General features: G+C 56.8%; 16 protein-coding genes. 4 read left to right on the top strand and 12 right to left on the bottom strand.

All coding sequences use genetic code 11. From position 1 onward, the window contains the following. Positions 1 to 6 precede the first annotated feature (6 nt). Positions 7 to 609: a phosphatase PAP2 family protein gene (locus NQZ67_RS03465; protein WP_257442811.1), complete on the bottom strand. Its 603-nt coding sequence runs from the start codon at positions 607 to 609 to the stop codon at positions 7 to 9. A 151-nt stretch (positions 610 to 760) separates the two neighbouring features. Here NQZ67_RS03465 and NQZ67_RS03470 point away from each other — a divergent pair, with 151 nt between their 5' ends. The 3 genes from NQZ67_RS03470 to NQZ67_RS03480 all read left to right on the top strand — a co-directional run bounded on the left by NQZ67_RS03470 (position 761) and on the right by NQZ67_RS03480 (position 3,657). Continuing rightward, positions 761 to 1,627, top strand: a complete 867-nt coding sequence (locus NQZ67_RS03470; RefSeq protein WP_257443361.1) for a class I SAM-dependent methyltransferase — start codon at positions 761 to 763, stop codon at positions 1,625 to 1,627. Beyond that, positions 1,627 to 2,334: an RluA family pseudouridine synthase gene (locus NQZ67_RS03475; protein ID WP_257442813.1), complete on the top strand. Its 708-nt coding sequence runs from the start codon at positions 1,627 to 1,629 to the stop codon at positions 2,332 to 2,334. The genes NQZ67_RS03470 and NQZ67_RS03475 overlap by 1 nt, the downstream gene beginning before the upstream one ends. A gap of 63 nt (positions 2,335 to 2,397) precedes the next feature. Further along, positions 2,398 to 3,657 carry a CapA family protein gene (locus tag NQZ67_RS03480; protein ID WP_257442814.1) on the top strand — a complete coding sequence of 420 codons (1,260 nt, stop codon included), beginning with the start codon at positions 2,398 to 2,400 and terminating at the stop codon, positions 3,655 to 3,657. A gap of 53 nt (positions 3,658 to 3,710) precedes the next feature. On the opposite strand, the gene NQZ67_RS03485 is transcribed toward NQZ67_RS03480, so the two are convergent. Then, complete coding sequence (locus tag NQZ67_RS03485; protein WP_257443367.1) at positions 3,711 to 4,115, bottom strand: MarR family winged helix-turn-helix transcriptional regulator; 405 nt, start codon at positions 4,113 to 4,115, stop codon at positions 3,711 to 3,713. A gap of 213 nt (positions 4,116 to 4,328) precedes the next feature. On the opposite strand from NQZ67_RS03485, the gene NQZ67_RS03490 reads away from it, so the two are divergent. Next, complete coding sequence (locus NQZ67_RS03490) at positions 4,329 to 4,496, top strand: hypothetical protein (RefSeq protein WP_257442817.1); 168 nt, start codon at positions 4,329 to 4,331, stop codon at positions 4,494 to 4,496. Here NQZ67_RS03490 and gyrA read toward each other — a convergent pair. The 10 genes from gyrA to NQZ67_RS03540 form a co-directional block, all read right to left on the bottom strand. Beyond that, the gene (gene gyrA / locus NQZ67_RS03495; protein ID WP_257442819.1) at positions 4,477 to 6,939 is read right to left on the bottom strand and encodes a DNA gyrase subunit A; all 2,463 of its coding nucleotides are present in this window, start codon (positions 6,937 to 6,939) and stop codon (positions 4,477 to 4,479) included. The two genes, NQZ67_RS03490 and gyrA, sit on opposite strands and share 20 nt — an antisense overlap. Before the next feature lie 12 nt (positions 6,940 to 6,951). Then, positions 6,952 to 8,922 carry a DNA topoisomerase IV subunit B gene (gene parE, locus NQZ67_RS03500; protein ID WP_257442821.1) on the bottom strand — a complete coding sequence of 657 codons (1,971 nt, stop codon included), beginning with the start codon at positions 8,920 to 8,922 and terminating at the stop codon, positions 6,952 to 6,954. Positions 8,923 to 8,970: 48 nt separating this feature from the next. Next, positions 8,971 to 9,957, bottom strand: a complete 987-nt coding sequence (locus NQZ67_RS03505; RefSeq protein ID WP_257442823.1) for an ABC transporter permease — start codon at positions 9,955 to 9,957, stop codon at positions 8,971 to 8,973. Then, complete coding sequence (locus NQZ67_RS03510; RefSeq protein ID WP_257442825.1) at positions 9,950 to 10,894, bottom strand: ABC transporter ATP-binding protein; 945 nt, start codon at positions 10,892 to 10,894, stop codon at positions 9,950 to 9,952. Before NQZ67_RS03510 ends, NQZ67_RS03505 begins: the two co-directional genes overlap by 8 nt. A gap of 29 nt (positions 10,895 to 10,923) precedes the next feature. Continuing rightward, on the bottom strand, positions 10,924 to 11,739 hold the full coding sequence (locus NQZ67_RS03515) for a GDSL-type esterase/lipase family protein (protein WP_257442827.1): 816 nt from the start codon (positions 11,737 to 11,739) through the stop codon (positions 10,924 to 10,926). Between the two features lie 123 nt (positions 11,740 to 11,862). Next, positions 11,863 to 13,053, bottom strand: a complete 1,191-nt coding sequence (locus NQZ67_RS03520) for a M14 family metallopeptidase (protein WP_257442829.1) — start codon at positions 13,051 to 13,053, stop codon at positions 11,863 to 11,865. A gap of 163 nt (positions 13,054 to 13,216) precedes the next feature. Continuing rightward, positions 13,217 to 13,492, bottom strand: coding sequence for a YqkE family protein (locus tag NQZ67_RS03525; protein ID WP_257442831.1), 276 nt, complete (start codon positions 13,490 to 13,492; stop codon positions 13,217 to 13,219). A gap of 15 nt (positions 13,493 to 13,507) precedes the next feature. Next, positions 13,508 to 14,692: a formate-dependent phosphoribosylglycinamide formyltransferase gene (gene purT, locus NQZ67_RS03530; protein WP_257442832.1), complete on the bottom strand. Its 1,185-nt coding sequence runs from the start codon at positions 14,690 to 14,692 to the stop codon at positions 13,508 to 13,510. Positions 14,693 to 14,815: 123 nt separating this feature from the next. Further along, entirely contained in the window at positions 14,816 to 16,636 is a 1,821-nt protein-coding gene (locus NQZ67_RS03535) for an ABC transporter ATP-binding protein (protein WP_257442834.1), read from the bottom strand. Next, on the bottom strand, positions 16,633 to 18,426 hold the full coding sequence (locus NQZ67_RS03540) for an ABC transporter ATP-binding protein (RefSeq protein WP_257442838.1): 1,794 nt from the start codon (positions 18,424 to 18,426) through the stop codon (positions 16,633 to 16,635). The genes NQZ67_RS03535 and NQZ67_RS03540 overlap by 4 nt, the downstream gene beginning before the upstream one ends. Positions 18,427 to 19,091: the final 665 nt, after the last annotated feature.

The raw sequence follows: 19,091 nt of genomic DNA on the forward strand, positions 1-19,091 counted from the left end.
CGCTGTTCACCCTCTCTTCTTCCGCCGGATCCCATCCGCAATGATGACGGTTGCGCATAATACGGCTAATCCGGCGCTGTACCCTGCCAATATATCCGATACGTAATGAACGTGGAAGTACACTCGGCACAATCCCATGAACAAGATCAGGGCCGCTGCAACGACGCCTATGATTCCTTTCGCGAAGCCCGGCCATCTCGTCTCCCGCCATAGGGCGATCAGCATGAGTCCGAATATTACGAAGCCGAGCATCGCGTTAGCGCTGGGAAAGCTGGCGCCGTCGGCCGACAGCCCCCAGGCCTCTTCCGGCCTCACCCGATCGATCGCGTTTTTGAGAATCGTATTAATCACGAAGCCGCCGAGAACGCCCCCGATGAACATTCCCCCGTACCCCCAGCCGAAGAGATAGCCGAATACGCCTGCGGCGCCTAAAGTGATGACGATGATCGCGACCGTGGAGCCGATGCCCGACAGCAGCTCCATCACGGATGTCAGCCCATCGCTCCTCAAGCCTCCGATCCACTCCTGTACCTCTCTATCGAGAGAATGGCCTCCTTGCTCCGGTAGAGTCAGGAATGCGGCGACGAATCCGATGATGCCCGCTGCCATTCCTATATACCAGCCTGTAGATGGATTACGAATAAATAACGCCCCCTATGTAAGATTCATTGCTTAGTGCCCCTCGCTTCGTTATAATAAGCGATGATATTATTACATGACAAGCCTAATGTCAAGAAGAATAGGAAGGAATGCCTTAATGATGTACATCGCGGATAAATGGACCGATTACGAAGTGATAGATACCGGCGAAGGAGACAAGCTCGAACGATGGGGAGCCTACATATTGCGGCGCCCGGACCCTCAGATTATATGGCCGATCGCCGATGAATCCGGTCCTTGGAAGAAGACGGACGGACGCTATTACCGCAGTTCCTCGGGAGGCGGCAAGTGGGAGATGACGAAGTCGCTGCCCGAAAGATGGACGATTACGTACGGCGAGCTTTCGTTCCATATTAAGCCGACGAATTTCAAGCATACCGGGTTGTTCCCCGAGCAAGCCGTCAATTGGAGCTGGATGATGGACAAGATTCGCGGAGCCGGCCGGCCGATTCGCGTTCTTAACTTGTTCGCTTATTCGGGAGGGGCTACCGTGGCCGCCGCGGCCGCGGGTGCCGAGGTATGCCATGTCGATGCCGCCAAAGGAATGGTCCAATGGGCCAAAGAGAATGCGCAGCTGTCCGGACTGGAGTCCGCGCCGATTCGCTATATAACCGATGACGTCTTCAAGTTCGTGCAGAGGGAGCAGCGCCGGGGAAGACAATACGACGCGATAATTATGGACCCTCCGTCCTACGGTCGCGGTCCGAACGGGGAAACATGGAAGCTCGAAGAAAACCTGTATCCTTTCCTACAATTCTGCACGACCATACTATCGAATAATCCTCTGTTCCTGCTTATTAACTCTTACACGACCGGCCTGTCCCCTACGGTTCTGCACAATATGCTGCATATGACGATGGCGGGCAAGTTCGGCGGTTCGATCCATTGCGGGGAAATCGGACTTCCGATTACGAGAACCGGCTTGAATCTGCCTTGCGGCATTCTTGGACGCTGGGAATCGAAGTGATGCGCATTCCCGTTCTGTACGAAGATAACCATCTGCTCGCCGTGGTGAAGCCTCCCGGCATCCCTTCGCAGGAGGACGAGACGGGCGATCCGGACATGCTGACGCTGCTGAAAGCGGATCTGAAGGAACGTCATGATAAACCCGGCAATGTGTTCCTAGGTCTGGTACACCGTCTCGACCGCCCCGTAGGCGGAGCGATGATATTCGCCAAGACGTCGAAGGCCGCCTCCCGGTTATCCGAGTCTGTCCGCAGCCGCTCCTTCGGCAAAACCTATATGTGCGTTGTGCACGGGATTCCCGCTGAGCCGGAGGCGACTCTGAGGCATTATATTCGCAAGGACCAGAAGCGCAATCAAGTATCGGTATTCGATACGCCGGCGCCGGAAGCCAAGGACGCCTCGCTTGCCTATGCTGTCGCGGCCAGCGCGAATCGGCATAGTCTCGTAGCCGTTCGGCTGCATACCGGCAGACCGCATCAGATTCGCGCCCAGATGGCGCATATCGGCTGTCCGCTGGCAGGCGACCTTAAGTACGGCGCGGCCAAAGGCTCGGGCTTCTCCGACATCGCTTTATGGTCGACCTCCGTTTCCGTGCCCCACCCGGTTTCGAAGGAGCAAATGGTGTTCCGCTCCTTGCCGGAGAAGATCGGAGCGTGGAGCTGGTGGCAGGACGCGCATATCCGCGCAGCGGCCGAATATTTTATGTAACGTTAAGAATGGGAGAGCAGGCAGCGCCTCTCTCCCATTCGTCATGAGAGGAAGAGTGAATCGATGCGACACAAGAAGTTCTGGATCCCCCTTGTCCTTCTGCTCGGAATAGCTTCCGCCGTCATTCTATATATAGGCTTCGGCCCCCTTCTAGACGGAGGCGGCGATAATCCCGGGACGCTGAGCGACGAGAATAACGTCGCTTCCGTCATGCCGAGCGCGGCCGAGACCGCGTCACCCGCTCCGCCTACCCCGGAGCCAACGCCTGTGGAGCCGGTGTTCACGGAAGCCGTGTGGATGGGCGTCGGCGATATTATGAGCCACACGCCCCAGCTGCCGGGCGCTTATGACGCGGAGCTGGACGCTTACGATTTCACTCCGTTCTTCGAGGAAGTCAAGCCGATCTTCGAGGATGGCGATTGGGTAATGGCCAACCTGGAGACGCCTATTGCGGGCAAGGATTACGGCTATACCGGCTATCCGACCTTCAATGCGCCCGTCGAGCTCGCGCAGGCTCTGAAAGCGGCCGGCTTCAATCTGCTGTCGACGGCCAACAATCATTCGCTCGACAAGGGCGAGAAGGGGCTTCTGCGCACGCTGGAGCATTTGAAAGAGCTGGGACTTCAGTCGGTCGGCACCGCCGCTTCGCCGGAGGAAGCGGAAACGCTCGTCTTCTCGGAGCAGAACGGGATTAAGATGGGGCTGCTCTCCTATACGTACGGGACGAACGGCATACTGATTCCGGACGGCAAGCCTTATCTCGTCAACTTGATCGACGAAACGAAGATTAAATCCGATATTCAGCGGCTGCGAGACGGCGGGGCGGATATCGTAACCGTGGCGCTTCACTTCGGCAACGAATATCAGACAACGCCAAGCGAGGAGCAAAAGAGACTGGCGCGCGCCTTGGTCGCGGCCGGAGCGGATATCATTGCCGGCTCCCATCCCCATGTCATTCAGCCTTACGAGGTGGTTGAAACGCCGGGACCTGATGGGCAGACGAAAAAAGCACTTATTATTTACTCCATGGGCAACTTCATCTCGAATCAACGCGGAGATTCCAAAGATTACGGCGTCATCTTCAAGGTCGGCATTCGCAAAAACGTGACCGAGGGCGTGACGGAGCTGACCGAGATTGAAGCGATCCCGACCTGGGTGCATCGATACAAGCCGGACCGCTCTTATCGGTACCGCGTACTCCCGGTCGAGCAGACGCTCGCCGAGCGCGACGACGAATTGCTGAGCGGTACGATTTACGACCAATTAAGCTCCGACTTCGACATGCTCGTTGCTCGTCTGGAATCGATGAGCGCGGGCGAATAACGATCTACAAAAAAGGGCCGCTTTCTCATAAGAGAAAGCGGCCTTATTCGTCATTATGCATTCGCTACCTTGCCTAGCAAGTAGACAAGCAGCTGCTGATTATGTATGGAGATTCGGTCAAGCGACTGCTCGATCATGCTGCTGCGGATGCCGCGTCCCCGCTCCGCCTCCGCCTTTCCTTTGTCCGAGACGGAGATCCATACGATTCTGCGGTCGTTGTCGTCCCGCGTCCGGACGATTAATTCGTTCCGCTCCATACGGTCGAGCAACGTCGTAATGGCGGCAGGCGTCGTCGATAAGTATTGAATGAGATCGGAAGGCTTCATCGGCTGAGACTCCAGGAGCAATTCCAGCACGTTCAGCTGCCCCTCCGTCAAGGGAGCTAACGATTGCTCCAAGCTAATCTTCCACTCGCGCGAAAGCCTCGTCCAAAGCTTGGTAAAATCATCGGAAACCACTCTTACCACCCGCTTTCTGTCCTATTAACCTTTCTCTTACTCTATTATACCAATTGAGTATGTCGAATAAAAGGTTAACGCAATTAATAGTTTGCGTCACTAATCGCGACGATTCCGAACCATATGACAGGTTGTGACATATGATGAGGCGATAGCCCGCAAGTTCGGTGAAATCGTTGTCAACAGAAAGGCGGAAAAGGGAGCGTGATTGCAATGGATGAGAGAAAAGCGGACGTGATCAATCGAATACGCGCATACGGCATAATAAAAGACCCGCAATGGCTGGATCGCCCGGATGAGCTTGTGCCATTGTGGGTCATGCTCGAGGCTTTTCTCGAGTTGATCGAACGTCTCGATCCGCCTAATCGGCCTTTTGATTGAGTTCAGGCATGGACCTGATAAAGGTCGTCGTAATGACATCGTTTTTCTCGACGGGGAACAATCCCTTGCCGACGGACTTGCGTTCCTCGATCGGCGCTTTCTCGGATTCGGCTGCAAGCTTGCTGCCGCTTGATGTAAGCGCGACAATCTCGATCGGCTGCGTGCAATAATAAGCGGAGACCAGCCTCTCCCCGTTCGACCTTACGCGTTTGCCTTCTTTGAACTCGAAGGTTTGCACGCCTCGGCCGCCCCGGCCTTGAATCGGATAGTCCAGCAGCAAGGTGCGCTTCGCGTATCCGATTTCCGACATGACAAGCACTTCTCCTTCGTCGTCAGCAACCCACATCGCCGCGATCAGCTCGTCGTCTTCCTTCAGCTGCATGCCTCTTACCCCGGATGCCACGCGTCCCATCGGATTCACGTCCGACTCTTGGAAGCGAATGCTAAGACCGTTCTTCGATACAAGCATCAGCTGCTTCGAGCCGTCGCTTACGGCAACATGAATGACCTCGTCGCCGTCCGCCACCTTGCATGCCGCGACAGCCGTCGATCTTGTCGTCGCGTACTCCTTCAGCTCCGTCCGTTTCACCTGCCCTCTTCGCGTCACGAAGACGAGCGAAAGCTCCGGCTGCTGAATATCTTTGATCGGAATAACGCTAATAATGGCATCGTCCTTCGGCAGCGGCACGATATTGACGATCGCCGTTCCGGTATCCTTCCATTTGAATTCCGGAATTTGATGAACCGGAAGCAAATAATATTGGCCTTTGCGCGTGAAGAGCAGCAGGTTGTCGATCGTGTTCACCTGCAGAAGCTCGCGGATCACGTCGCCCTCCTTCACTCCCGCACTGTCCAGCTCTCCGCCGGAGCGGGTGAACGACAGCATGCTGGTCCGTTTCATGTAGCCGTCTTGGCTGAGCGTGACGAGCACGTCCTCCGGCGTGACCAGCACCTCGAGATTGACCTTCAGCTCCTCGACTTCGCCTTGAATATCGGATCTGCGGTCGATGCCATACTTATCGCGGATTTCGGTCAGCTCGTCCTTGATGACACCGAGCAGCTTCTTCTCGCTTTCCAGGATGGAACGCAGGTAGGCAATCCGTTTTTGCGCTTCTTTGAGCTCTTTCTCGAGGGACGTAATCTCCAGATTCGTCAACCGATAGAGCTGGAGCGTCAGAATCGCGTCCGCTTGCCGCTCCGTGAAGCCGTATTTGGCGATCAAGTTGTCCTGCGCGTCTCCCCGGTTTTTGGACGCCTTGATCGTGGCGATGACTTCATCCAAAATATTAAGAGCTTTTACAAGTCCCTCCACGACATGGGCGCGGTCTTCGGCCTTCTCCAGCTCATACTTCGTGCGGTGCGTCACCACTTCTTTTTGATGTTCTACATAAGCCGAGAGCATCGGCTTCAAGCCAAGCTGCTGCGGCGCCTTGTTGACGATGGCGACCATGTTGAAGTTGTAGGTGACCTGCAGATCGGTTTTCTTGAGCAAGTAGGCCAGAATGCCGCTTGCGTCGGCATCCTTCTTCAGCTCTACGACGATCCGGAGTCCGTTCCGTCCGCTCTCGTCGCGAACCTCGGCGATGCCCTCGACCTTCTTCTCGAGACGGATGTTCTCCATCGCGGTGACGAGTCTCGACTTCACGACCTGATACGGAATTTCCGTGATGACGATCTGCTGCTTGCCGCCTCGCAAGTCCTCTATCGCCGTCTTCGAACGGATATAGATGCGTCCTTTGCCCGTCGAATAAGCCTCGCGAATGCCTTCTTCGCCCATGATGAGACCGCCGGTCGGGAAATCCGGGCCTTTGATGATGCCCATCAGCTCGGGCAGCTCGATCTCCGGCTTGTTCATGTACGCGATGCAGGCGTCGATGACTTCCCTCAGGCTATGCGGAGGAATCTCGGTCGCAAACCCCGACGAGATGCCGCTGACGCCGTTCACCAGCAGGTTCGGATAACGGGACGGCAGCACGACAGGTTCTTTGGTCGTACCGTCGAAGTTGTCTTTGAATTGAACGGTCCTCTTGTCGATATCGCGAAGAAGCTCCATCGCGATCTTGGACAGGCGGGCCTCCGTATAACGCATGGCCGCGGCCGGGTCATCGTCCTGCGAGCCCCAATTGCCGTGGCCGTCGATGAGCGGAATACCCATCTTCCACGGCTGCGCCATGCGCACCATGCCTTCATAGATCGACGAGTCGCCATGCGGATGGTAGTTGCCCATGACGTCCCCGACTGTTTTGGCCGACTTGCGGTATGGCTTGTCCGGCGTGTTGCCCGCATCGTACATCGCGTACAGAATGCGGCGCTGCACCGGCTTCAGGCCGTCGCGGACATCGGGAATCGCGCGATCCTGTATGATGTACTTCGAATAGCGTCCGAAGCGGTCGCCTACGACCTCCTCCAGAAACGCCGGCAGGAATTGTTCCAGGATACTCATGCTTGCTCCCCCCTATTCCACGTATTCGGTAAAGTCTACATTTTCGATAATCCAGCGCTTACGCGGATCGACCTTGTCGCCCATCAGCGTGGACACTCGGCGCTCCGCCTTGGCCGCGTCTTCGATCTGCACCTGCAGAAGCGTGCGCGATTCCGGATCCATGGTTGTCTCCCACAGCTGATCCGGGTTCATCTCGCCAAGACCCTTGTAGCGTTGAATCTCGTAGTTTTTGCCGAATTCCTTCAAATAATTTTGCAGCTGCTCATCCGTCCACGCGTAACGGACCGTCTCGAGCTTGCCGGATTTGCGCGTGATCTTATAGAGCGGCGGCTGCGCGATGTAGATGCGGCCTGTGTCGATCAGCGGCTTCATATAACGATAGAAGAACGTCAGGAGCAGCACCTGGATGTGCGCGCCGTCCGTGTCGGCGTCCGTCATGATGATGATTTTGCTGTAATTGCTCTCCTCCGCCTCGAATTCGGGACCTACGCCCGCTCCGATCGCGGTAATGATCGCTTTGTATTCGTCGTTCTTCAGGATGTCGACGAGCTTCGCTTTCTCCGGGTTCATCGGCTTGCCCTTAAGCGGGAGAATCGCCTGATGCTTGGAGTCGCGGCCCTGCTTGGCGGAGCCGCCGGCGGAATCCCCTTCGACGATGAAGAGTTCGTTGCGCGCGTAATCCTTGGACTGCGCCGGCGTCAGCTTGCCGCCGAGATTCGAGCTTTCGCTCTTCTTCTTGCCGCTGCGGATTTCCTCGCGGGCTTTGCGCGCCGCTTCGCGCGCTTTGGAAGCCTGCACGGCTTTCTTCAGCAGCGACTGCGCAACCTGCGGATTTTCTTCGAGGAACACCTGCATCTTGTCCGTGACGACGGCGTCGACCGCGCTCCGCGCCGAAGCGCTGCCGAGCTGGTCCTTCGTCTGGCCGACGAACTCGACCTCGGACATCTTGATGTTGATGACGGCCATCATGCCTTCGCGCAAGTCGTTGCCTTCGAGGTTCTTGTCCTTCTCCTTGAGCAGCGCGGCTTTGCGGGCATAGTCGTTCATAACACGCGTATAAGCGGTTTTGAAGCCTGTCTCGTGCGTTCCGCCGCCCCGCGTCGGAATGGAGTTGACGAATGATGCGATCGTCTCCGTGTATCCGTCGTTGTACTGCAGAGCCACCTCGACCTCGATATCGTCACGGTCGCCGGTGAAGTGAATCACGTCATGCAGCACCGTCTTGTCCTCGTTCAAATATTGCACGAACTGGCTGGCGCCGCCTTCGTAATGGAACACGTCGGCTTTGCCGCTGCGGTCGTCCTTGATCGTCACCTTAAGGCCCGAGTTCAGGAAAGCGATTTCCTGCAGCCGCTCGGCCAGCGTGTCGTAGTTGAACGAAGTGCCGCTCTGGAATACGCGGCCGTCCGGCTTGAACGTCACCTTCGTACCCGTCCGGTTCGTATTGCCCGCGATCTCGAGGCCGGTTACGGGTTCGCCGACATGCTCCTTGCCTTGTCCGTCGACCCAATATTCGAATCTCATCTTATGTATCTTGCCGTCGCGATAGATTTCCACCTCGAGCCACTCCGACAGCGCGTTCGTCACCGATGCGCCGACGCCGTGCAGACCGCCCGACTTCTTGTAGCCTCCGCCGCCGAACTTGCCGCCCGCATGAAGGATCGTAAAGACGACTTGAGGCGTGGGAATGCCGGTCTTATGCATGCCGGTCGGAATCCCGCGCCCGTTGTCGTGAATGGTGATGGAGCCGTTCTTATGGAGCGTAACCTCGATCGCGGAGCAGAACTTCGCCAGATGCTCGTCCACCGCGTTGTCGACGATCTCCCAGACGAGATGATGCAGGCCGGACGTGCTCGTGCTGCCTATGTACATGCCCGGACGTTTGCGGACGGCCGTCAGGCCTTCCAGCACTTGTATGTCATCGGCCTCGTAATTCCGGTCTTTGGCCGCCGTGTTACCGAATAAATCCAGTTGCTCAGCCATGAGCTTCCCCCAATCCGTGTCTTTTGTCGCACGTTGCTTCAAGCTATTTTAATTCAAGATGTCCCCTTTCGTAAAGACGCGAAACGAAACGGCAAGCGATGCCGCGCCCCAGACGGACAGGACGGCAACCGAAAAGGGAAGCGTCATTCCTTCGATCGGAGGCGGCGATCCGTCCAGATAGCCGGTCAGCTTCAAGTTGACGGAAAATAAATATTTGGCGCTCGTCCAAGTCGAAGACATAGAGGATAGAATCGAACCGGCGATGATCGCGGCCATCATCGTGACCATGCTGGCCGCCGTGCTGCGAACCAGTACGCTTACCATGAGTCCGAGTATAGCGACGATCATGGAGGCGAACCAGCATAGCCCCGCCTGCATGAGGAGGAACCTCCATTGCGGAATGGCGTGAACCGCCTGCGCGTCGACCGTTCCTCCTTGAAGCCTGAAGCCCGTCAGCACCGGAGCGCCGAACCCGCCGTATCCAAAAACAAAGCCGGATATAAGGTAACATAATATGACCGTTACCGCAATGGTAAGTGACACGTAAAGCGTCAGCGCAAGCAGCTTGGCAAGCAATATTTTCCACCTGCGCACGGGTCTGGTCAGCAGCATCTTGATCGTGCCGGCCGTCCTCTCCCCCGATACGATATCCGAGCCGATCGCAAGCACCAGCATCGGAATGAACAGCGTAATCGCGTTGCCGAGAAACTCTCTCGTGAATTGGACGCCGCTGGGCTCGCTCGGATTAATATCATGCTCCAAATAATAGCGGAGCTGCTGAACGGCTATCCTTCTTCCTTTCTTCCATTCCTCCGGAATCCGGTCGCTGGATAACGTGTTTTCGATATCCGCGATTTGCTGCAGCGTCTGGTTTCGCCAATCGGCGAAATGCTCCCGATTGTTTTTGACCATCTTATGCTGCGCGTACGTGAAGACGGGAATCAGAATAAGGAGGATCAGGACGATAACCAAAAATCTTTTTTTGAGCCACAGCTTCATCGCTTCATTCTGAATAAGGGCTGCCAATCTAAGCAATCGTCTCACTCTCCGTCATGGTTAGAAACATTTCCTCAAGCGTCGGCTCCGCCTTGCATACGCCATGAATCCGAACGCCGCCTGCCGCCAGTCTGGCCACCGTCTCCGGAATCAGCTCCTCGCTCATCGCGGTCACCGCCTTCGCGGCCGGCTGCGCCGCCGCATCGCCGTAATCGATTCGTTCGATCAGCTGTATCCGGCTATCCTTCAAGAGCTCCCGGATTCCATCCTCGCCATGCTCGAACTGCCACAGGACTTGGTTTCCCGCGCTGCGAATCAGCTGCTCCACCGTCCCGGCCGCCGCCACTTTGCCGCCGTGAATAATAACGAATCGGTCGCAAAGCAGCTGCACCTCGCTGAGCAGATGGCTGGAGACGAGCAGGCAGAGTCCTTCCTGCGCCAGCTGCCGGATGAACGTTCGGAGCTCCTTGATCCCCTTCGGATCAAGTCCGTTGGTCGGCTCGTCCAATATGAGCAGCTTCGGCCTTCCCAGCAGCGCCTGGGCAATGCCCAGCCGCTGGCGCATGCCAAGCGAATAGGTCTTGACCTTATCGTGGATGCGGTCCTGCAGCTTCACGATCGACGTTACTTCGCGAATGCGGGCTTCGTCTATCCCGTCCTGCATGCGGGCGAAATGCTCGAGATTTTGCCAGCCGGTCATATAGCCGTACATTTCCGGGTTTTCGACGATCGATCCGACATGCCGAAGCGCTTGCTCCGGCTCGCGCTGGACGGGTTTCCCGCAGATCGTCACGGTTCCGGACGTCGGCTTAATCAGATCGACGAGCATCCGGATCGTCGTCGTTTTCCCTGCCCCGTTCGGCCCCAGGAAGCCTAATATTTCTCCGGCCCGGAGCTCGAAGCTGACATCGTCGACGATCGTTTTGCCGTTTATTTTTTTGCTCAGGTTTTGGACGGAAAGAACCGTCTCTTGCATGACTTTCACCTCTCATCGAATGAAGGGGACTAAAGGGCGTCCAGCATACGGGAAGCGATCTTCTCGTAGCCGTCGCCGTTCGGGTGGAAATGATCCGAGGACAGTCGCTCGATAATACGGTCCTCGAACAGGTCGAACGTCGGCGCCATCCGCATCAACGGAAATTCATGAAGAGCGCCGTAAGCTTGCTTATTCCACAGCTGGATCTTCAAGCTGGCGTCCCGAAGCTCGTCGATATCGAAAAACGGATTATACAGTCCCATATATACGACGGTAGCATTCGGATTCAGCGCATGAAGCCTGCTGGTTATGCTCCGGAACCTTCCGGCGGCCTCTTCCAAGTCTCCGGTAAGCTCATCGACGCTGACCGCCTTCAGCTGACGGCCGTTCCACTTGGCCCGCGCGGACAGGAATAAGTCGTTCCCGCCGATGCTGAACACGATCAAGTTCGCTTGCCTGACCGTGTTCTGGACGATCTCATCCTGCTCTAGCCGTTCGCTAAGCTCGGTTGCCGTCATTCCGTTAACGGCCAGATTGCCGAGCATCGACACCGGCTTCCCGTACCGGGACTTGAGCCCTTCCGCAAGGCGATGAACATAGCCCTGTCCCGTCTCGTCGCCCGTTCCTTTCGTCAAGGAGTCGCCTAACGCAAGCAACCGAATTTCCTCTGCCTGCTCAAGCGGCGTCGCGACGGGAGCCGTCCGCGTCTCTTCGGTTCCTCCCGCTTCCGACGCTGATGCCGGAACCAGTATATCCATCGCCGTTATTCCGAGCCCCGTCAGCCACAAGACGGTAGCGATGACGGAGCACACGGCGATCAGGTACCACGCCAAGCGGCTGTTCATTGAGGGACTGCCTCCTCTCGTCCATATCGTGTCAGATGTTACCATGGTTTGCATTTCCGCTCCGCCTTATGCCAAACCGACAAAAAAAGGATGCGGCAGCCCCGCATCCTTCCAACGTCAAGCTTACATATATAGCGCCGCAAGCATGATGCCGAGCGACGAGTCGTATATCGGCCCGAACTGCGAGAGCGGCAGGGGATTCGCGCCTGTGCCAAGCTCGATCGTGAAGCCGGGACGCCGCCAGTCCTGAATGAACCAATCCTTGTAGCCGGCCGTGCTTCCCGCGTCCCGCACGGCGCGGTATCCGCTCACATCCGCGAATTCTCTCGCGAGCACGGCCGATTCGGGCGGCTCCAGCCCTTCGAAGCCCCAGAAAAACACGTTACCCTGCGTATGGAAAGCAAGCACGCGAACAAAATCCCGTTCCCGCGTCAGGGCGGCCAAATGCTGAACCTCGGGCTCCGTGAGCGGCGCCGTTCCGGAGAAGTCCCGCGGCGCCGGCTCCTGTGGACCGATAACGGCGTCCCTCTCCCATAACGCCGGAAACTGCTTGTTGAGATCAACGCCTCGGATATTCGCTTTCCAGCCGCTGAAATCATAGCTTCCGTTGTTGATGCGCACAGCCTCCGAAGCAAACGGCTCCTCGTTCGGCGGACCGTCGATCACCAAATTCACGCCGTCCGGATTCATCATCGGAACGATGGACAAAGTCGTCTGCAAATACTGCTCATACATGTTCAGCCCCCGTATGTCCGTGCTGTTCGTCAGCGCGAGGGCGTATTCGTTCATGAACCGCATAATCACCGGCGTCGTGATCCATTCGTTGGCATGTATGGACGAGTTGAAATGCACGCGCTTACTGCCGCGGCCTATGCGGATCTCGGGCATCTCCTTGCCCATCACGCTTCTGCCGATCGAAGATCGAAGCAAGAAGGGATATACCGCCTGCAGCGTTTGCAGATCCGCCCGCAGCGCCGCGTAATTATAGTTCCGTACCGGATTAATGACAAGGGAGGTGACGCGCCTCGGCACCCGGATGACTTGGCCGATCTGCAGAGCATTACTCTGAACGCCCGGATTCGTCTGCAGCAGGAGCTCCGTCGAGATGCCGTTCTGCACGGCGATTCGCCACAACGAATCGCCTCTCTGTATGCTGTAATCCGACCATACATAGCCCGGTATTTGCACGGTCTGGCCGATGACGAGCGCGTTCGGATCGACGCCTCTGTTGGAATCGACGATCAGCGGGTAGGGAATGCCGAACAGCACGCTGTACCGCCAGAGGGTATCCCCTCTTCTTACCGTTACTTGCATCTTGTAGCTGCCTCCTTCGCTCCCCATCGCGCGGGAGCCCATAAACGTTCGCGATCATTTATTGTATGGGCGGATAGGCGATGCGGTGAACGGATCGAGGCTGCCATGCCTGTTTTCGGTCAAAAAAAGAGCTCTCCGCCGCGGCGGAAAGCTCTTAGGCCCTTTATTTAAACTTGCCCCAATTAGGATCGCTGTTGTCCAGCAAATAAGCGAAGTCGTTCTCCAGCCGCTTCTGCTCCTGCTTCTTCGCTTCTTCCTCTTGCCTGCGCTTCTCTTCCTTGCGCTTCTGTTCGGCCAGCTTCATTTCGTCGGCTTGGGCTTTCAGCTTCTGAATCGTAGCCGCGCCCAGCAAATCCTTTAAGGAATTGCCCTGCTTGGCCTCTTCCGCCGGCTTCTCATGCTGCCTTGGCGCCTGCCTGCCGTTCGATTTTTTCGCCATGCTTCTATCCTCCGCTTACTTGTTGTCGTATTCGATGCGCAGCGATTCGGCCGCTCTTCTCGCCAGCTCGCGGGCGGCGTCCGTATCCGGTGCGGTGCTGAGCGCAACCGCCATCCGTCTGCCAACCTTCGTCTCCGGTTTGCCGAACACCCGTACCTGCGTATTCGGCAGCGACAACGCTTCCTCGAGACCGCCGATGCGGAAAGCGGCCGATTCGCGATCTGCTTTCAGCGTATGCGAAGCGCCCGGAGAAAGCAAGCGGATCGTCGGGATCGGGAAGCCGAGAATCGCGCGGATATGCAGCGCGAACTCCGACAAGTCCTGCGTCGCCATCGTGACCATGCCGGTGTCATGCGGCCGCGGCGAAACCTCGCTGAACAAGACGCCGTCCTTCGTCAGGAACAGCTCGACGCCGTAGATGCCGTAGCCGCCAAGCTCGTCCGTAATACGTAGCGCGATCTCTTCCGCCTCGCGGATTTGAGCTTCCGTCATTTGATGAGGCTGCCACGACTCGATGTAGTCGCCGTCCTTCTGCACGTGCCCGATCGGCGGGCAGTAGCTGGTGCCGGATACGGAACGAACCGTCAGAAGCGTAATCTCGGACTCGAACGTGACGAAGCCTTCCACGATGATGCGGCTCTTCTTCGCGCGGCCGCCTTCCATCGCGTAATTCCAGCAGCCCTCGATCTCCGCTTCGGAGCGGCATACGCTCTGGCCTTTGCCGGAGGAGCTCATGATCGGCTTAATCACGCAAGGGAAGCCCAGCTCCGCTGCCGCTTGGCGAAGCTCGTCCAGCGTATCCGCGAACCGGTAAGGGGCCGTCGGCAGACCCAGCGTTTCCGACGCCAAGCGACGGATACCCTCGCGATCCATCGTCAGACGGGCGGCGCGGGCGGTCGGAATCACGCGATGCCCTTCGCTCTCGAGCTCGAGAAGGGTTTCCGTCGCGATCGCCTCGATCTCCGGCACGATGAAGTCCGGACGTTCTTCTTCAATAATGCGGCGTATGCCGTCGCCGTCGAGCATGTCGGTCACATAGCTGCGATGCGCGACCTGCATCGCCGGCGCGTTCGCATACCGGTCGACGGCGATCGTCTCGACGCCGAGGCGCTGCGCCTCGAGCACCACCTCTTTGCCCAATTCTCCAGAACCCAACAGCAGCACTTTACGCGCGCCTGACGTTAACGGTGATCCATACATAACAACAAAGAACCTCCTGGAAGTTGCCGCTTCAAGCGGCGGTTTTTCTTCCATTGTGGAGGTTCTTTGGTCAAAAAGCAATATGATTTCGTGGATTATAGCTGAAACGTTCGGTTTTCTTTGTTACAGGAAGCGGTATTGCGCCTCGATTAATCCATTGTAAACGCCTTTTCTCGCGAGGAGCTCCTCGTGATTGCCCTGCTCGACGATTCGGCCGTGATCCAGCACGATGATGTCGTCCGCATGCCGGATTGTCGAGAGCCGATGCGCGATCATAAAGGACGTGCGGCCCGACAAGAGCGTCTTGAGCGCTTCTTGGATCCTAAGCTCAGTCTCCGTATCGATACTCGCCGTCGCTTCGTCCAGGATAAGTATTCGCGGATCGGCAAGCAGCGCGCGGGCGAACGACAGCAGCTGGCGCTGGCCCATGGACAGCACGTTGCCGCGTTCCTCGACCTGCGTGTCATAGCCGTCCGGCAGCGACATGATGAATTCGTGCGCGTGGACGGCCTGGGCCGCTTTGACGATCTCGTCATCCGTCGCGTCCAGCTTGCCGTAGCGGATATTATCGCGGATCGAGCCCGCGAAGATGAAGGTATCCTGCAGCACGATGCCGACCTGCGAGCGCAGGCTTTCGATCGTGACGTCGCGGATGTCGATGCCGTCGATTAGCACGCGTCCTTGAACCGGGTCGTAAAATCGGCAGAGCAGATTGATGATCGTGCTTTTACCGGAGCCGGTATGGCCGACGAGCGCGATCGATTGGCCGGCTTTGACGTCGATGCTGACGCCTTTGAGCGCCGGGCGGTCCTTCTCGTATTCGAAGACGATGTTGTCGAAGGTGACGTCGCCTTTGATGGCCGGCAGCTGCCGCGCGGTCTTCGCTTCTCCGACCGTCGGCTCCTCGTCGATAAACTCGAAAATTCGCTCCGAGGAAGCCATCGCGATGAGCAGCTGCGAATACATCTGGCCGAGACGGTTAATCGGCTCCCAGAAGTTGCCGATATAGTTGGCAAACATGACGAGCAAGCCGACGGTAATGGCATCGCTCTGTATCAGGTGGGCGCCGTACCAGAACAGGATGCACGTGCCGATCGCCGCCGTAACCTCGATAATCGGGCCGAATGCCTGGTTAAGCGCCGACGCTTTGTTCCACGACTTAATGTTATCCGTATTCATATGGGTGAAGAAGCCCATATTGTCTTTCTCCTGCACGTAGGCCTGCGTGACCTTCATCCCTTGAATGCTCTCGTTCAAATGCGCGTTGATGCGCGACTGCTTCATGCGAACGTCCTGCCAGGCGAAGCGGATCCGCTTGCGAAGCGACGTCGAGACGATGAACATGATCGGCACGGTAATCATGACCGCCAGCCCCAGCTTGACGTTGAGCGCGAGCAGGATGACGACGATGCCGACAAGCTGGATGCAGTCCATCAGCAAGTTGACGACGCCGTTCGTGAACAGATCCTGCAGCGCGTTCACGTCGTTCGTGACGCGGACGAGCACGGAGCCAGCGGGACGTTTGTCGTAGAAGCGGAACGACAGCTTCTGAATATGCCGGAACAGATGCTCGCGCAGGTCGTAAATGACCTTCTGGCCGATGATATTCGTATATTTGATTCGATACGTGTTGGAAGCCCACTGCACGACGTACAGGGCGAGCATGCCGGCGCCCGCGAGCGCCAGCGTGCCGAAGTCTCCGAAGCCCTTCTCCGCGTTAAGGATGTTGTCGATGACAAGACCCATAATGATCGGAACCGTAAGCTTGGTGAGGGTTCCGATGACCATCATGATAATTACGGGCATCAGCTGCTTCCGGTACGGATGCATATAAGTGTACAGCCTCCGCAGCTGCGCCCAGTTAAACGGCTTCTCTATCGCGTCGTCGTCCTGATAGACGAACCGTTCGTCGCGGCTGCGGGTTTTTGCGGTATTTGCGCTCATTGAACGATGCTCCTTCTCCGGTCTTGAATATCGATGACGTTCGGTTTGCCTTCTTGGGCCACGAAGTCCGCATACTGGATATTGTAGGTGTCGCGATAAGGTCCTTCCTTCGCGATCAGCTCGGCATGCTTGCCGCGCTGCACGATGCGTCCTTTATCAAGCACGATAATTTCGTCGGCGTGGCGCAACGAGGAAATCCGGTGGGCGATAATGAACGTCGTACGCCCCGCCATCAGCTCCTTGAAGCCCGCTTGAATATCGTGCTCCGTCTCCATGTCGACCGCGCTCGTCGCGTCGTCGAGGATAAGAATGCGAGGATTTTTGATTAGGGCACGGGCAATCGCGATCCGCTGCTTCTGACCGCCGGAGAGACCCATCCCCCTCTCTCCCACGATCGTATCGTAGCCGAGGGGAAGCTCCATAATGAAATCATGCGCCTTCGACAGCTTCGCGGCGTATTCGATCTGCTCCTGCGTCACGTCCCGCACTCCGTAAGCGATATTATCGCGGATTGAGGCGGAGAAGAGGAACGTCTCCTGGAATACCGGCGCGATCTGGCGGCGCAGCGACTCGACGTCCAGATGGCGAATGTCCATTCCGTCGAGATAGATGCTGCCTTGTTTCACGTTATAAGCCCGCATCATCAGTTGAATAATGGTCGATTTGCCGGAGCCCGTCGCTCCCAGCAAACCGATGACGGAGCCCGCGGGCGCATCGAGGCTGATATCGGTCAGCGCGGCCGATTTATCCGGATAATTGAACGTCACGTTCTCGAACCGCACATGGCCTTTGACTTGCTCAGGGCTGACCGCGATAGCGTCTTCTTCGTTTTTCACATGGATATGCTCGTTCAATAAACCGAGCACGCGTTCACCGGATGCTTTGAACTGCGTATAGTTATTAATATGGAAGCCCAGACCCCACATCGGGCCGATGATGTACCAGATCAAGCTGAAGAACGCGACGAATTCGCCAAGCTGCAACGAGCCGTTGATGACCATCGAGCCGCCCGCGACGAGCAGGATGACCGCGCTCATGTTCGCCGACAATTCCATCGCCGGGAAAAACTTGGCCCACAGGCCCGAAGCGCCGACCTGGTTCGTCTGGTAAGCCTCGTTCCGAACCGAAAACTTCGTGACTTCGTGCTTCTCGCGGGCAAAGGATTTCACGGTGCGCACGCCCGTAATGTTTTCCTGTACCGCCGTCGTCAGATTGCTCATCGCCTGCCGCATCTCGCGGAACGCGGGATGAATCAGCTTCTCGAATCGAAGCGCCAGGAAGACGAGCACGGGGATCGTCACGAGAGTAATGAGCGTCAGCTGCCAGTTGATGTACAGCATCATCGCTCCGCCGAACGCGACCATAAGCACCATGTTTAGAATTTGGGCGAAGCCGAAGCCGATGAAATTTCGAATCGCTTCCAAATCCGCGGTCAGCCGGGACATCAGGTCCCCTGTTTTTGCTTTGTCATAATATTGGTAGGATAAGGTCTGCAGCTTATCGTAGAGCGCGTTGCGCATCCGGTAAGCCACTCGGTTGCCCAGCCGTCCGCCGAAGAAACCGTGCAGGAACTGATTGAGCGCCTTGAGCGAAATGACGCCTACGACGATTAGCGCAAGCTGCGGCACCAGCTCGAACCGCCGCGGTCTGACGACGTCATCGATCAGGTACCTGAGCAAATTCGGATAAATAAGCCCCAGCGCCGTCGCGATCATAAGAAACAAAATCGACGAAATCAGAAACTTTCTCTCCGGCAAATAAAAGGCTTTCAATTGCCTCAGTACGTCCAACGAAATCCATCTCCCCGTCTCTTTTATTTAAGTATGAGTGAATCTTATCAGCATCGGTTTTGCGTAGCAAAGTCGATATTTTTGTGAATTTTTTAGTTGTGCCCCTTATATCCCCGATAGTGGAACTGGAAGCGGTTTATGCTCTTAAATCGTCGAAAATCGTTGCCAATATGTGCGTATTGCTCCGTTTTTGCACATTTGCACACAAAAATAAAAAAAGCTTTTGCCAGGTGAAACAACCCCGGCAAAAGCATCCATCGATTCATGCGATGAAACCATCCTTCATCCAATACAATTAGATATGAGTCAGCGCTTCATACAGACGGTTTAGTTCATCCACGTTCGCGCTGTCCGCGAGCGATTGTTTGCGCCCGTCCGCATAAGCCGTCAGGTCGCGTTTTAACCTATCGCCCGCGCGCGCGGCTTCTTGCGACCATGCCGAAGCGTAGTGCGCAAGCCAACGCTCGGCTACCTCGCCCGACCATTCGGCAAGGGCAGGGCCGATCAGAGCTTCCAGCTCCTTGCGAAGCGCCGTCTTGCCGTTCCCCTCGAAAAACTGGCGAGGCGATTTGAACCTGCTCCACAGCCACTTCGCGTCGATCCCCGTCATCTCCCAATCCCTCGAAGCATCCGGGGCCTCAATCGCTCCCGCCTCATATGGAAGC

It is taken from the genome of Paenibacillus soyae (assembly GCF_024623455.1).
GTDB classification, from domain to species: domain Bacteria; phylum Bacillota; class Bacilli; order Paenibacillales; family Paenibacillaceae; genus Pristimantibacillus; species Pristimantibacillus soyae.

Bases quoted from the DNA above. Each gene is read 5' to 3' on its own strand.
- NQZ67_RS03520 (WP_257442829.1), bottom strand. From the start codon at position 13,053: ATGCAAGTAACGGTAAGAAGAGGGGATACCCTCTGGCGGTACAGCGTG.
- NQZ67_RS03510 (WP_257442825.1), bottom strand. From the start codon at position 10,894: ATGCAAGAGACGGTTCTTTCCGTCCAAAACCTGAGCAAAAAAATAAAC.
- NQZ67_RS03465 (WP_257442811.1), bottom strand. From the start codon at position 609: ATGGCAGCGGGCATCATCGGATTCGTCGCCGCATTCCTGACTCTACCG.
- purT (WP_257442832.1), bottom strand. From the start codon at position 14,692: ATGTATGGATCACCGTTAACGTCAGGCGCGCGTAAAGTGCTGCTGTTG.
- parE (WP_257442821.1), bottom strand. From the start codon at position 8,922: ATGGCTGAGCAACTGGATTTATTCGGTAACACGGCGGCCAAAGACCGG.
- NQZ67_RS03475 (WP_257442813.1), top strand. From the start codon at position 1,627: ATGCGCATTCCCGTTCTGTACGAAGATAACCATCTGCTCGCCGTGGTG.
- NQZ67_RS03535 (WP_257442834.1), bottom strand. From the start codon at position 16,636: ATGAGCGCAAATACCGCAAAAACCCGCAGCCGCGACGAACGGTTCGTC.
- NQZ67_RS03490 (WP_257442817.1), top strand. From the start codon at position 4,329: ATGGATGAGAGAAAAGCGGACGTGATCAATCGAATACGCGCATACGGC.
- NQZ67_RS03525 (WP_257442831.1), bottom strand. From the start codon at position 13,492: ATGGCGAAAAAATCGAACGGCAGGCAGGCGCCAAGGCAGCATGAGAAG.
- NQZ67_RS03515 (WP_257442827.1), bottom strand. From the start codon at position 11,739: ATGAACAGCCGCTTGGCGTGGTACCTGATCGCCGTGTGCTCCGTCATC.
- gyrA (WP_257442819.1), bottom strand. From the start codon at position 6,939: ATGAGTATCCTGGAACAATTCCTGCCGGCGTTTCTGGAGGAGGTCGTA.
- NQZ67_RS03480 (WP_257442814.1), top strand. From the start codon at position 2,398: ATGCGACACAAGAAGTTCTGGATCCCCCTTGTCCTTCTGCTCGGAATA.
- NQZ67_RS03470 (WP_257443361.1), top strand. From the start codon at position 761: ATGTACATCGCGGATAAATGGACCGATTACGAAGTGATAGATACCGGC.